At 42.0% G+C, this 13,920-nt stretch carries 11 protein-coding genes; 6 read left to right on the forward strand and 5 right to left on the reverse strand.

Annotation, left to right across the window (positions count from 1 at the left end):
- Nucleotides 1-30: 30 nt before the first annotated feature.
- The 3 genes from BUC05_RS18380 to BUC05_RS18390 are packed head-to-tail and all read right to left on the reverse strand — an operon-like array spanning nucleotide 31 to nucleotide 2,961.
- Nucleotides 31-234 (reverse strand): hypothetical protein, encoded by a 204-nt coding sequence (locus tag BUC05_RS18380; protein ID WP_035205133.1) that lies wholly within the window; start codon nucleotides 232-234, stop codon nucleotides 31-33.
- Nucleotides 234-1,430: a Ger(x)C family spore germination protein gene (locus BUC05_RS18385; protein ID WP_011245511.1), complete on the reverse strand. Its 1,197-nt coding sequence runs from the start codon at nucleotides 1,428-1,430 to the stop codon at nucleotides 234-236. The genes BUC05_RS18380 and BUC05_RS18385 overlap by 1 nt, the downstream gene beginning before the upstream one ends.
- Nucleotides 1,431-1,449: 19 nt before the next feature.
- Complete coding sequence (locus tag BUC05_RS18390; RefSeq protein ID WP_050748934.1) at nucleotides 1,450-2,961, reverse strand: spore germination protein; 1,512 nt, start codon at nucleotides 2,959-2,961, stop codon at nucleotides 1,450-1,452.
- Nucleotides 2,962-3,282: 321 nt separating this feature from the next.
- Between BUC05_RS18390 and BUC05_RS18395 the strand changes: the two genes are divergently transcribed.
- The 6 genes from BUC05_RS18395 (at nucleotide 3,283) to BUC05_RS18420 (ending at nucleotide 11,888) form a co-directional block, all read left to right on the forward strand.
- Nucleotides 3,283-4,038, forward strand: coding sequence for a DeoR/GlpR family DNA-binding transcription regulator (locus BUC05_RS18395; protein ID WP_011245513.1), 756 nt, complete (start codon nucleotides 3,283-3,285; stop codon nucleotides 4,036-4,038).
- Between the two features lie 18 nt (nucleotides 4,039-4,056).
- The gene (locus BUC05_RS18400) at nucleotides 4,057-5,343 is read left to right on the forward strand and encodes a four-carbon acid sugar kinase family protein (RefSeq protein ID WP_011245514.1); all 1,287 of its coding nucleotides are present in this window, start codon (nucleotides 4,057-4,059) and stop codon (nucleotides 5,341-5,343) included.
- A gap of 18 nt (nucleotides 5,344-5,361) precedes the next feature.
- Complete coding sequence (gene pdxA, locus BUC05_RS18405; protein ID WP_035205130.1) at nucleotides 5,362-6,357, forward strand: 4-hydroxythreonine-4-phosphate dehydrogenase PdxA; 996 nt, start codon at nucleotides 5,362-5,364, stop codon at nucleotides 6,355-6,357.
- Nucleotides 6,358-6,429: 72 nt separating this feature from the next.
- Nucleotides 6,430-7,797, forward strand: a complete 1,368-nt coding sequence (locus BUC05_RS18410) for a GntP family permease (RefSeq protein ID WP_011245516.1) — start codon at nucleotides 6,430-6,432, stop codon at nucleotides 7,795-7,797.
- A gap of 801 nt (nucleotides 7,798-8,598) precedes the next feature.
- Nucleotides 8,599-10,908, forward strand: coding sequence for a glycoside hydrolase domain-containing protein (locus BUC05_RS18415; protein ID WP_073305682.1), 2,310 nt, complete (start codon nucleotides 8,599-8,601; stop codon nucleotides 10,906-10,908).
- A 593-nt stretch (nucleotides 10,909-11,501) separates the two neighbouring features.
- On the forward strand, nucleotides 11,502-11,888 hold the full coding sequence (locus BUC05_RS18420) for a hypothetical protein (protein ID WP_073305685.1): 387 nt from the start codon (nucleotides 11,502-11,504) through the stop codon (nucleotides 11,886-11,888).
- 256 nt (nucleotides 11,889-12,144) lie between these two features.
- Here the strand turns inward: BUC05_RS18420 and BUC05_RS18425 are convergent, their stop codons facing one another.
- Both BUC05_RS18425 and BUC05_RS18430 read right to left on the reverse strand, forming a co-directional pair.
- Complete coding sequence (locus tag BUC05_RS18425) at nucleotides 12,145-12,975, reverse strand: carbohydrate ABC transporter permease (RefSeq protein ID WP_011245517.1); 831 nt, start codon at nucleotides 12,973-12,975, stop codon at nucleotides 12,145-12,147.
- Between the two features lie 12 nt (nucleotides 12,976-12,987).
- Nucleotides 12,988-13,884 carry a carbohydrate ABC transporter permease gene (locus BUC05_RS18430; protein WP_035205551.1) on the reverse strand — a complete coding sequence of 299 codons (897 nt, stop codon included), beginning with the start codon at nucleotides 13,882-13,884 and terminating at the stop codon, nucleotides 12,988-12,990.
- Nucleotides 13,885-13,920 lie beyond the last annotated feature (36 nt).

A 13,920-nucleotide genomic window follows, 5' to 3' on the forward strand; every position in this document is an offset into this window, starting at 1 on the left:
TTCTGATCCTCCTTTTCTTGGCGTTGCTTTTTAAAATGACTTAACGAGTGAAGTGAGCCCTCGGGCAATGCTCGGTATCTCTAATCCTATTGTGTATAGTGCGCCGTATGTTGTAGCAATGGCCAAAATCGTATAAAAGACAACCTGCAATTTTCGATTGCCTTTTAAGTCGCGCCAATTTACCCATGTGATTACAAATGCGCTTAACAGGACGCAAACAAAGGATAGCACCATTACTGTTCACCTTCTGAAAAAGAATTGATAATGCTTCCACTATCAGTAATGGTGATAGCAATATTTATTTTTACATCGAGGTCTTGGTAGATCGAGTACCAGTCGTCCTGGATTTGCTCCCAGTAATCAGGGAATTTTCGATACAATTCCTGTCCGATGCCAAGGATGTCCGAACCCGCTTGTTGGGTTGCGACAATCGCTTCATGAATGTTAGCTTCCATCTCGGTTTGCGCCTGTTTTTCGACCTGTTCATAGGAAGAAGGGACGGACAAGTCCAAATCCACGCAATCTACTTCTGAAATAGTGGCTTCAAGTGAGAGATCGTATGTCACTGAAGGCATCCCATCTTTTAGCTCCATTTTTATAGCCGGATTGTTTGAATGGATTTCTAGTGCGATGTTGCCACCGCCAGGGCAAGTGAAGCTTTTGACACTATTTTCAATTCCACTGTTTAAGTATTCAATGTCTTTGCTGTGTGGTTGAGAAAGCCACGTAATCATTTTGCTGCCTTTAAAAATAGCTAAACCATTCGTTTCGACAAAGGCAGCTGCCATGTTTTGCTCGACATTTTTCTTCGTCCTCCCTTGCTGTATATCTCCGGAAACCGTTACGCCCATAATCGAAGGATCAATGCCGACAGCCTTTATTTCATAAAACAGACGATCCATTGTCAGTTTTTTGGTACTGCTATAAGAACGGCCTGAAAACTCGACCGAATCAAAAAGGCTTTGTGCAGACAAATTTTCTAACGGTGTGAGCACATTTAAAATGTTTTCAGCGGCTGTATCTTTGGAAATTAACACGAAAAAATCAGAGCGCATTTCGTGGTCCCGATAAAAGAAATCCAATACATGGTCTAAACCGTCTCTCGCAACATCTTCACTAAGAATCAATACTTTTAATTGGGAAACAAACGATCGCCTTGGTGTTTTTTGGATCATTTTCCGTAACGATTCATGAATCGTTTCCGATTTTTCACGGACATCCATTCCTTGTGCATAGCCTCTGCCGGTTTCCTGGGAAGCGATTTCTGCAGGGTTCATTGCCTGCATCGTCAACACATAATCATCTCCCTCCTTATCAACAGCTATGCCGACAATTAAGGAAAGCTGATTGAGCTCCCAACGGTCCCAGCAACCACTTAAAAGAAAAAAGGAGACGACCATGATCATCGTTTTCTGTATGTTTGCTTTCAAAGCCGTTTCCTCCTTTCACTCAATCTTTAGGGCTAGGCTTTGGCGTGCGTTGCCGCGTTTGATTCGACTTTGTCGTAGCTTCTGGCCGCTCATTCATCAACCACTTAGGCGCGCGGAAAAGTGTATCGGTTTGGTCTTTCCATATAAATGGGGAAAGCCCTTTTAAATAAGGGACGCCAAATGATTTTAAAGTAGATAAATGTAAAAGCACCGCAGTAAAGCCAATGCAAATGCCTAAAAGGCCAAAAGAAGCAGCAAGAGCCATAAACCCAAATCGCAAAATACGGATTGGTACGCCAATGCTGTATGTTGGAAACACAAAACTGGCGATCGCCGTAATCGAGATAACAATGACAACTGCTGCGGAGACAATGCCTGCTTGCACTGCGGCTTGGCCAATGACAATAGCGCCGACAATCGATACGGCTTGGCCGACTGGCTGAGGCATGCGAATCCCAGCTTCGCGGAGAATTTCAAACGTGACTTCCATCATTAATGTTTCAACAAATGTCGGAAATGGCGTCCCCTCCTGTTGCGCGGCTAAATTGCCGAGCAGCCCTGTGGGGATCAGCTCTTGGTGGAATGTGGTGATCGCGATATAAAAAGAGGGGGCCAACATCGCGATAAAAATACACAAGAACCGTAACAGACGAATAAGGGTTCCGATGTCAGCACGCTGTGTATGGTCTTCAGCGTTGTGAAAAAATTGCACGAATAGGGCCGGAACAATAAGAGCCATTGGCGAACCATCACTCAGTATCGCAATTTTGCCTTCTAATAAATGAGCTGCCGTTGTATCAGGGCGCTCAGTTGAGTATACAGTCGGAAAAGGCGTATATACTTGGTCTTCAATTAATTCCTCGATGTTTCCGTCTTCTAAAACCGAATCAGTGTAGATGCGATCTAGTCTTGTATGTAGTTCCCGTAATATGCTTTTGTCGACAATATCATTCATATAGGCGATCATGATTTTCGTTTTGGTGCGGGTGCCGATTGTTTTTGTCTCAACCCATAACTGTTCGTCGCCTATTCGCCTTCGCAATAGGGAGATATTCGTCCGCACATTTTCAACAAATCCTTCTCGTGAGCCGCGGACGACCTTTTCTGTCATCGGTTCTGATACAGGCCTTTCTTTATAAAAGGGAATAGCGACAGCAATAGGTGTAGAAAAACCATCGATTACACAAATGGCATAGCCAATGAAAAGTTTGTCAATGAGGGGGCGGAAACAATTAAGCGTTTCTGTATGGCCTACTTCCTCTAAATACTGTTGTGCGCTTTCAAACACAGGTTCCTTTTCATCAAAAAATTTCGCTCTGCTTATCATTTTTTCAATTGCGTCTTCATTGCAAAGTCCCTCTACATAAATAAAAGTTGCTTTTAATGTTTGGTTTCTCCCAAACGAAAAAGGCCGTACGAGTATATCTTCGCTATGTCCGGTAGTAGTTAAAATAAAGTCAATCGTATCAGCGAGATGAGAGCTAGGCTTCTTGTTTGCTAAGTAGTCATGAGGCGGTGCGGATTGTTTCATCTTAGAGGGACACCTCCTGCCTGAAGTGAGAATAGTTGTAGTATGTAGCATCCAACTCCTTTCTATGCGTTTTATTCTGGCATTAAGTGCAAATCGAAGGCTCAATTGATGATTTCCTCTCTTTCTTTACTCGTTAACTTTTCCAATCTCATTCTTTCACGCTAGTACACTTGTGAAAAACGATCAGGTATAATAAGGATATACCGCTTTTTTGTTTGGTTTGTGCAGAAATATGTCGATTTATGTTTAAAAAGAACATTTTTTAATTGACAACCGCTATTTTTTGTTCTAAATTAACAATGTAGGATGTGAAAAAAGAACATGAATCCTAAAGAAAGACGTTTGTATATTCAAAAGTTGTTGGCGACCGCTGGAAAAGCAGATATTGATGAATTGGCCAAGGCCCTTGATGTTTCTCATATGACAGTAAGGCGCGATTTGGCTTTGCTTGAAGCGGAAAACCAAATTATTCGTACACATGGCGGAGCTGTGCTGCAAAAAGCACTTGTCAAGGAGACGCCTTATGCCCGTAAAGAAACGAAAGAATTGCCAGCGAAAAAGGCAATTGCACGGGAAGCGGCACAACTTGTAGAAAACGGATCAACAGTACTAATAGACTCGGGGACAACAACGCTTGAAATTGTTAAGTTATTGAAAGACCGGAATGATTTAACCATTATTACCAATGATATAAAGATAGCTTCACAACTGATTGAGGCAAAGCCGCGTTGTATTATAACCGGGGGTGAAGTCCAGCCCGAACTCGGGGCGCTGCACGGACCCCATGCCCAAGAGCTATTGCGCAATATTCACGTTGATTTATTTTTGCTTGGCGCCCATGCCGTCCATGCCTCAGCCGGGATCACAGCGCCTACGCTTGAAAAGGCGAAAATCAAAAAGTTGATGATGCAAGCAGCAGCAAAAACATGGCTTGTATGCGATTCCAAAAAATTTGATGAAACGTCATTCGCCCGTGTTTGTGGTTTGAATGAGTTGGAAGGAATTGTGACCGACTCGAGAATCCAAGGGCACGAGATGGAGGCATGCCATGAAAACATGCGGTTGGCGCCGATGTAGGCGAACGGGGGGAGAACAATGAAAATAGGCGTTATTGCTGATGATTTAACAGGGGCGAATGCCTCTGGCGTGAAACTGGTTCGACAAGGGTTTCAAGCGTCAACGATTGTCCATAGTGCTACGTTGCCTGCCAACAGTTTCTACGATGCAGTCATTATGGATACCGATAGCCGTTACATTGAGGAAGGCGTCGCCAAACAGCGTGTTGCCCGAGCGATGGAGCAGTTGCAAAATTGGGGCGCTGCCATTTTTACAAAACGGATTGACAGCACATTAAGAGGCAACATTGGTGCAGAGATCGATGAAATGCTTAAAGGAATGGCGGAAGATGCCATAAGCATCGTCATGCCGTCTTTTCCAGATTCCGGCCGGGCGATGGCAGGGGGCTATTTGTTGCTAGATGGCATTCCCCTTCAAGAAACATATGTGTCAAAAGACCCGATCGCACCAATTAAAAAGTCTTATGTCCCTGATTTAATCGGAGACCAATCCCATCACCAAGTGGGCTATGTCGGGCTTAGCGCTGTCATGGAAGGCCAAGAGTCTTTCTTAAATGAGCTGTCGCTCCAATTGCAAACTGGCGCACGAATCATCGTTGTTGATGCGATGACCAATGAACAGATTGATGAAGTAGCCGAAGCACTTGCGTCCAGTGGGCGAACAGTGTTGTGTGCTGATCCTGGCCCGCTGACGGCTAGTTATGCTCGAGCGATGTCCCGCGACTATGCGAAGAAAGCAAACATTTTAGTGGCGGTCGGCAGTGCAACAAGTCTAACAGGGACGCAACTAGCGTATCTGATTGAAAAAACAGGTTCCACGCCCGTGTATGTGAACCCTGAGCCCCTTGCTAGTTATGGGGGGTCTTGGAAACAGGAAGTGGAGCGAGCAACAAAAGCTGCATTAAAGCAAGCTGAAACAGACCGCGTTCTCATTGTAACAACACACAAGCCTGGCCAAGAACTAGTCGATTTAAAAGCAAAAGCGATAGAAGAAGGAAAGAGCAGTGATGCCCTTGCGAAACGGATTACCGATGGGCTGGCAACGATTAGCCGGAAATTGCTAACAAGCGAGCGTGTCCAGTTTGCTGGTTGTTTTACAAGCGGCGGTGATGTGACAGCATCCGTCTGTGCGCTCGGGCGCGCGAATGGCATTGCTTTAAAAGACGAAGTCATGCCCCTTGCTGCATATGGCACATTTGACGGCGGCTATTTTGACGGTTTGCCAGTTGTGACAAAAGGCGGATTAATTGGCGATAAAAAAGCGATTTACGAATGTGTCAAATTTATTGAGACAAAAGCAATGTAAACAAAGGAGAGGGATAACATGGCAAAACCAATTATTGCAGTAACAATGGGCGATCCAGCAGGAATTGGACCTGAAATTACAGTTGGTTCATTGAATAAGAGCGAAATTTATGATCTTTGCACGCCTGTCGTGATTGGCAATGCAGCAGTGCTAGAAAAACTGTTGCCTGTAGTCAAAGCAGACTTAACGATTAACAAAGTTAACACTCCAGCTGAAGCACAGGGTGAATATGGAACAATTGACGTTATTGATTTTCCAAACCTCGGTGATTATCAGTTTGGGAAAGTTAGCGCCGAATGCGGTGCACAAGCATTTGCTTATATTGAACATGCGGTTGAGCTTTGCAAAACCAACCAAGTACAAGCAATGGCAACAGCACCGATCAATAAAGAATCCCTTAAAGCAGCAAATGTACCATACATTGGGCATACGGAAATGCTTGCTGGCCTAGCTGATGTTGCTGATCCGCTTACGATGTTTGAAGTCCGCAACATGCGCATTTTCTTTTTGACACGCCACTTGTCGTTAAAAGATGCGATTGGACAAATGACGAAGGAACGTGTCCACGATTATTTGCTCCGCTGTGATGCAGCGCTCGCAAAGCTTGGTGTTGAAAAGCGCAAATTCGCTGTAGCTGGCTTAAATCCACATAGTGGAGAAAATGGATTATTTGGATATGAGGAAGTGGATGAAATCAAGCCAGGAATTGAGCTTGCTAAAGCAGACGGGATAGACGCTGTCGGTCCAGTTCCTGCTGACTCGGTCTTTTTCCAAGCGTTAAATGGACGTTACGATGCCGTGCTTTCTCTTTACCATGACCAAGGGCATATTGCTGCGAAAATGACCGATTTCCATCGCACCATTTCCATTACAAATGGACTTCCATTCCTGAGGACGTCTGTCGACCACGGCACAGCATTTGATATTGCCGGCCAAGGAATTGCAAGTTCAGTCAGCATGGAAGAAAGCATTAAGCTTGCCGCTAAATACGCGCCTCATTTTAAACAGGCGTAACCGACTGGGCTGCGACGAGCAGCCCAGCTAATTATCTTATTATAAAGCGCTTACAAGAAGGAGGAAACACTTATGGAAGTATCTGAAACACAAATGATGGTCGGCCTCGTGTTAGCTATCGTTGTGCTCATTTTTCTTGTCGTTAAAACAAAGGTTCATGTCTTTTTGGCTTTAATTATTGCTGCTTCAATTACAGGGCTCGTTGGCGGAATGGCGCCTCCAGACGTGGTGAATGCCATTACAGAAGGATTTGGCAGCACGCTTGGCTCGATTGCAATCGTGATTGGTTTTGGCGTGATGATGGGCCGAATTCTTGAAGTATCAGGTGCAGCTGAACGGCTTGCCTACACGATCGTTAAAGTTCTTGGAAAACGTAAGGAAGAGTGGGCGATGGCCATTACAGGCTATATCGTCGCGATACCGATCTTTGTTGATTCAGCCTTTATTATTTTGAGTCCACTTGCGAAAGCGTTGTCAAAAAAGACAGGAAAATCAATTGTCGCTCTTGCTGTTGCTCTCGCCGGTGGCGCAGTTGTCATTCATAGTGCTGTTCCACCGACACCGGGTCCCCTTGGAGTTGCAGGAATATTCGATATTGACATCGGTTGGATGATTATCTCTGGCATGTTGTTTGCCATTCCAATTGTCATTGCGATGGTCATTTACGCAAAATGGCTTGGCAAGCGGATTTACCAAGTTCCGAGCGAAGACGGAATGGATTGGATTCGTCCCGAAAAACAGCTAGATGTAGAACAATGGTTGGAAGAAAAAGAACAAAAAGAGCTGCCTTCATTGCTCCGCTCGTGCTTGCCAATCGTGGTGCCGATCGTGCTGATCTTTATGAATACTACATTAAATGCAATGGAAGCATCAGGCCCATTTGTCGACTACATGACCTTTTTTGGTTCGCCTGTCATTGCAGTAGGAATCGCTGTACTGCTTGCTATCTACGGCTTGTTCGGCCATATCCAGCGCTCAGAAGCATTGGAGCGGATGGAAGAAGGCATTAAGCAAGCGGGTATCGTATTGCTTGTCACCGGCGCAGGCGGTGCCCTCGGCTTTGTCTTAAGACAGACAGGCGTAGGCGAGCATATTGGAGAAATCGTCGTAAACACAGGAATCCCTGCAATTATGCTTCCTTTCGTCATTGCTACACTCGTTCGCTTTATTCAAGGCAGCGGCACTGTCGCGATGATTACAGCTGCATCCATTTCAGCGCCAATTTTAGCCGATATGGATGTCAATATGGTGCTTGCTGGACAAGCAGCCGCTCTCGGTTCATTATTCTTCTCTTATTTTAATGATAGTTTGTTCTGGGTAGTCAACCGCACAATTGGCATTAAGCAGGCGAAAGAGCAAATCCTTGTCTGGTCAGTGCCGACTACGATTGCCTGGTTTATCTCCCTTATTATGCTACTCATTGCAAATATGTTCGTTTAAGGTGGAAAGCTTCCTATGCGGGAAGCTTTTTCTTTTGGCTACTGGTTGCAGTAACTATGAGACTGGAAAAACGGTTGTCCAACAGGGCCTTGGTGAAAGAAAAAAGGAAGGGGTGATTGTGCGTTACTTCCTTGTTAGGACTGCGCTGCACATACGTAAACAGAATAATGAAGAAGTTGCGCACCGATTGCATTTCCATTGAAAGACTTAGCAGAAAACATTATCGGTAAATCGGTCAAGATTTCTGAGGGAAGCGTGATCCTTAGTATTTTCCAAATATAGAGTTATCCGAAAAAGACCGCCCTTTTTTGTGGATGGACTACCATGTATTCTGGCCTACCTTACATTGTTTAAAATTACGGAATTAGAAAGCATGTGCAAAAGATGTACTTTTTATTAATTTAACAATTTTAAAATGTATTTAAAGAAACATGTTTCTACTAAATAGAAAGGAGAGATTTTTTATGACAGTAATCTACCGTGTATTAATGACTTGGCGGGTATTCTATGAGAGCTGTACTCACTGCTATACTTTACTGCTTGTTCAAGAGGATTTAGATGAAAACTGCTCTATAGCATCTGTTTTTTACCATAGGGGTAATTGCTCTAGCGTGTTTTAAAATATCATCACTGTAGAAATCAATCAACATAACGAGGTTGTTGCTGATCCACACAGTCAGAAGGTCACTTTCTTAGCCGTTATTACTTATTTGGACTATAGTATAAATACCTTTTTATATTTTTTGTCTCACTATCATTAGAAACTAAAAGGATATATTTGCTTATTAAGGAGCTGTTAATATGGATGAAATGGTGTTGCAAGTTCAAAAGTTCGTTAATGTCAATTATGCTCATAGACCTAATTTTGGAAGTCCCGTTGAAGAAAATGGACGTACCAGTTGGGAGATCATGTATGCTTTAACTCGTGCTCTTCAAATCGAATTAGGTATAGAGAATCCAGTCAATTCATTTGGTCCCACGACCTATAGGTTATGTCCAACGCTACGAGAAGGCGATGAACATGAATTTGTATGGATTTTACAAGGAGCTATGTGGTGTAAAGGGTATAGTCCAGGGGGATTTACAGGCAAGTTTGGTCCAGGAACCGCTGCAGGTGTTCGGAAAATGCAGGAAGAAGCTGGAGTACCTGTAAATGGAATTGTAGACCCTGACATTTTTAAAGCCATGTTGAGGATGGATGCTTATCGAGCGGTAGGTCCTTCAGCAGATGAGAATGTCGTAGATATGCAACGTTATTTGAATGGAAAGTATTATAAATATACAGGTATCCTTCCAGCGGATGGAAATTATTCACGAGATACAAATACTGCTTTAATATATGGCTTGCAAATTGAAAGCAACGTGGCAGGTGCCAATGGGCATTTTGGAGAAGGAACAAAAGCTGCTACACCAACAATTAAATTAGGAGATAGTCGTGTAAATCATGTCCGATTAGTACAGTATGCTATGTACGTTAACAATTACCATCCGGGGAATTTCAATGGAACATTTGATGAAGCTATGCAAACAAGGTTAAAAGCATTTCAAGGATTTCATATGCTCCCTCAGAATGGTATAGTCGATCTTAACACATGGATGTCTTTGTTAGTTAGCACAGGAAATCCAGATGTTAAGGGGAAAGGAATAGATACATCAAATACCATTACCCACTCTAGAGCAGAGACTCTAAAAGCAGACGGGCGGGAAATGGTTGGGCGATATTTAACGGGGTCATTTGCGCTTTCATCTGCTGAATTAAACACATTGTTTAGCAATGGATTCCGGGTGTTTCCTATCTATCAGCGTTTTGCGGACAATGTTGAATGGTTTTCTTACAACCAAGGTATTATTGATGCAAGAGATGCAGTAAGAGCTGCTACAGCTTTGAAATTTCCATATGAAACAGTCATTTATTTTGCGGTTGATTTTGACGTGTCTCTTAGTCAAATAAATAGCCATATTATCCCATATTTTGATGGCGTTAATGAGGAAATTCGAAGAAATCGTAATGCAGGTGCATCTTATCGGATTGGTGTTTATGGGCCACGTTATGCTTGTACAGTTTTAATGAATCAAAATTTAACTGTATATAGTTTCGTAAGTGGTATGTCTACAGGATTTTTTGGAAATAAAGGTCATGTCTTACCGTTGAATTGGGCATTCAACCAAGTGAAAGAACATTTTATTGGTTCTGGGTCAGGTAGATTAGCGATCGACAACCTAATTGTTTCAAATAGGGATAGAGGAGTGAATGCTAAAGATCATAGTGTTGAAAGTCCAGAAGTTAATGATTATGTTCAATACAATAAACCGTTCATTGAAAAATTGAGAGAATTATATAATTTTTCTTATGAAAATTCAGACGGGGACAATCGAATAGCCAACATCTTAGTATTAAATTATCTAAGAAGCGAAAATTATAATTCAAGCGTTTGGACTCCTATAGCTGGTGCCATTGATTCTACTTTTGTAGAGACAGCGGAAAGACGTTTTGGCAAGCCGTCAAGTTTCCCTGTTCTCTATGATCCAGTTACAGGGACGGATATGGATTTTATGCATATGGCTGCAACGCTTAATGCAATATTATTCCAAAAAACATTCATTATTGGCGATTTTACGGCATCACTTTCAGATTTTGCAGGTTGGTTAGGGGATTTGATTACCGTAGTAGATAATGCAAAAGATGCTTACAAAAATGGGAATTTCACTTCAGTGTATAGCGCAGCAAGACATTATATTGGTCATACATCGGATGCGGCAGGAACATTCCCATTAGAGGATTTATTGGGAGATATGGATGCAATCAATATTGGTAGGGCCTTAGATATGAATGATAGAACCTCAAATCTATTCGAAGAAATGGATACCTATTATCGTTTAGGCTACAGACGTAGGTTTAAAGCAGCTGCTCGCGCACGATTTGATTATAATAGGGAACAGTTCTATAACGAGGCGAAAAGGTATTTAACAACTTCGCAGCCTGCAATTGCTTTTGCGCGAAGCCAATTTAAATCTGCATTTAATGTATCTGATTGGACAGATAACGAGGCGGACAGTGTTGCGCAAGCATTTAGAGATGTTTGTGCAGAGTGGCTTGATAAAGAGGATTAAAAAACATGGCTTTCGGGCCATGTTTTTTATCTCCAAGTAAAGAACAGAATCAGAAGTAGTAAAACTACCCACAACGTATATAAAAATAATGGTGCCCCTACAATGAGCATAATGATTCTGTGTTTTTTATTGTTATTTAAAAAGATTAAAATCAACAAAAGATAGGGTAAGTAAAAATATAGTGTAGAACGGAGCAATTCGATATACAAAAATGGTGTAATAGATAAAGGAATGACAGTTATTAAAATAATAAGATTTAGCTTTCTTCTTATCTCATTTTGTTTACTTAGATTAGACAAATTATCACTATCCTTCAAAAGGATTTTAACAAAAATTAGTTTGTAAAACCAATGATAGATTCATGGTATTTTTAGGCTATAAACATGATACCGAAAGAATTAAAAGAATTAAATATATTAAAATAGAAAAAGTTCTACCTCTGGTTTCAAGCCATTACATATTACATATATTCTATACCTCCCTAGCGTAAGTAACAACGATAAAGACTTTTATAATAGGTTGATTTTAACGTAAGAGTTATGTATTATAGGAACAGGTGTTCCTATTTAATATACAAAGGAGTTGTTCTAGAAATGAATACTTCGAACATGAAATTAAAGAGTGGGACTATAAAGCATATTGAAAATGAGATTAAGACTATTAAAGAAACTAAAAAAGAGTTAACAAAAATGTATATGGAGTGTGAGGGTGAGGACAGGAACCACATACCAAGAAAAAGTCTAACAGTTGCTTTCTATAATAAAAGGGCCCGTAAAATGCAAGATATTATAGATGCCATTAATGAGACCTATAATGAAGCGACTAAAGATCAACAAAAAGTGATTGAACTTAGGTATTGGAGTCAAAAGAATCTGACTTGGGAAGGAATTGCAATAGAGCTGAATATGCATAGAAATACAGCTCAAAATTATAAAAACGATTTTATAGAGATGGTCGCAGCTAGGTTAGGATGGACGTAAAACGTGTATTCAGGACAAGAAGATCTTCGAAAAATTGGAATATTTTTGGTTGAAGGTAGAGTCGATTAGGCCTTTACTTACGGAAATTTATTGATCTTGAGGTAGTATTCTATTCAAGTTTTCGCAACCTACCCTCTGTACTCAAAAAAACGGCCTTCCCATTGTCTTCAATCTAAAGGAAGGCCGTAAATATTTCCCTTTCGCACGCGTTAAATTCGAGGAATGGTAATTCTCGCATTAGGTACGAAGGTGTACCTTACTCCTTCACAGCTCCTTCCGCGACACCTTTCATAAATTGCTTGCTGAAAATGATGAATAAGACAATGAGTGGCAATGTCGCCATCAATGTGCCTGTCATGATGATCGCGTAATCGGTGTCATACACCCCATTTAGTTGTGCGAGCATGACTTGTAGTGTATAACGGCTTGGTGAGTTAATCGTAACGAGCGGCCATAAATAGTCATTCCAGACACCGATGAATGTAAAGATGCCGAGAAAGGTGAGCGCTGGCCGCAACGAGGGCAGCGCTACATTCCAGTATAGGCGGAACGTGTTGCAGCCATCCAATCTTCCTGCTTCAAGCAATTCGTCAGGAACCGCGTCCTGGCAGAATTGGCGGATCCAAAAGATTCCAAACGCACTGGCGAGGCCAGGAATGATCAACGCTTTGTACGAATCGACCCAGCCAAACTCGGCAATCAGCAGGAAAGACGGGACAAAGCTCATTTGTGAAGGAATCATCATCGTTAACAGCAAAGCAGTGAACAGCATGTTTTTTCCTGGAAAACGAAATTTCGCGAATGTAAATCCGGCAAGGGAACAAAAGAATAACACGCCAATGACCGTGATGGTTGACACAAATAACGTGTTAAAAAAAGCTTGGTAAAAGTCAATCGAAGCCAGCACATTCTTCACATTTGTAAACAGTTCATGGCCGAAAGTCAGTTTTGGAGGAAATCTTAAAATATCGCTTGTTGTATTCGTGGCCATGACGACTAGCCAGTAAAACGGGAAAATCGAGATAATGACGCCAATAAGCAAGACAAAATGGGTTAATGCTTTCGTGAGAAATTTATCGGATGCCATCTGATTTCCTCCTTATGCTTTCTGGACTAGTTTCCAATTAATAAGGGAGAACAAGGCGATGATGATGAACATGGCCCATGAAACTGCCGAAGCATAACCAAATTGGTTATTTAAAAATCCTTCATTATACATATAAAGTGTCATCGTCATGCCAGCTCCGCCAACACCGCCAGAATTGCCTAGTAATATTTGCGGCTCGGTAAAAATTTGCATCGAGCCGATTGTTGTCATGATGACCGTAAACAAAATGATTGGGCGCAGTAAAGGAATGGTAATGCGAAAGAAAATTTGCGTTTTATTGGCTCCATCAATTATGGCAGCTTCATAAAGGGTTTTTGGGATATTTTGCAAGCCAGCTAAATAAATGATCGCATTATAGCCGACAAACCGCCAAACAACCATGGAGGCGATGACGACTTTCACTAAGAAACCTGAGTTCAGCCATTCGAGAGGCGCGATGCCAATGAGTGAGAGCAAGTAGTTCATTAAGCCGTATTGGTTGCTGAAAATCGTTTCGAAGATAATCGCTACGGCAACAATGGAGGTGACATTCGTGATAAAGAACATCGTTTGGTAGGTGCTCCTCCCTTTGAGGGAAGGGAGATTAAGTAAGAAAGCGATAACTAAAGCAAAGAACAACATAGGAATGCTTGAGAGGAACCAAATCGCAAATGTGTTTCCGACAGCTTGCCAGAACTCAGCATCGCCAAGCAAATATTGAAATTGGGACAGGCCGACAAATGTCTTTTCGCCTAATCCAGACCAACTGTGGAAAGACAGATACAAGGAATAGAAGATTGGAAAAATGCCAAAGACCGCAAATAAAAGAAAGAAAGGAGAGATGAACAGATAGAGGGTGCGTTTTTTCCATATTTCAGCCCAAAGAGAAGGCTTATATTGACGGAGCATCTCATCGAGTTCTGTTTGTGGTTTAGTGATCATCGC

The organism is Shouchella rhizosphaerae (assembly GCF_900142675.1).
In the GTDB taxonomy this organism is placed as follows: Bacteria; Bacillota; Bacilli; order Bacillales; family Bacillaceae_D; genus Shouchella; species Shouchella rhizosphaerae.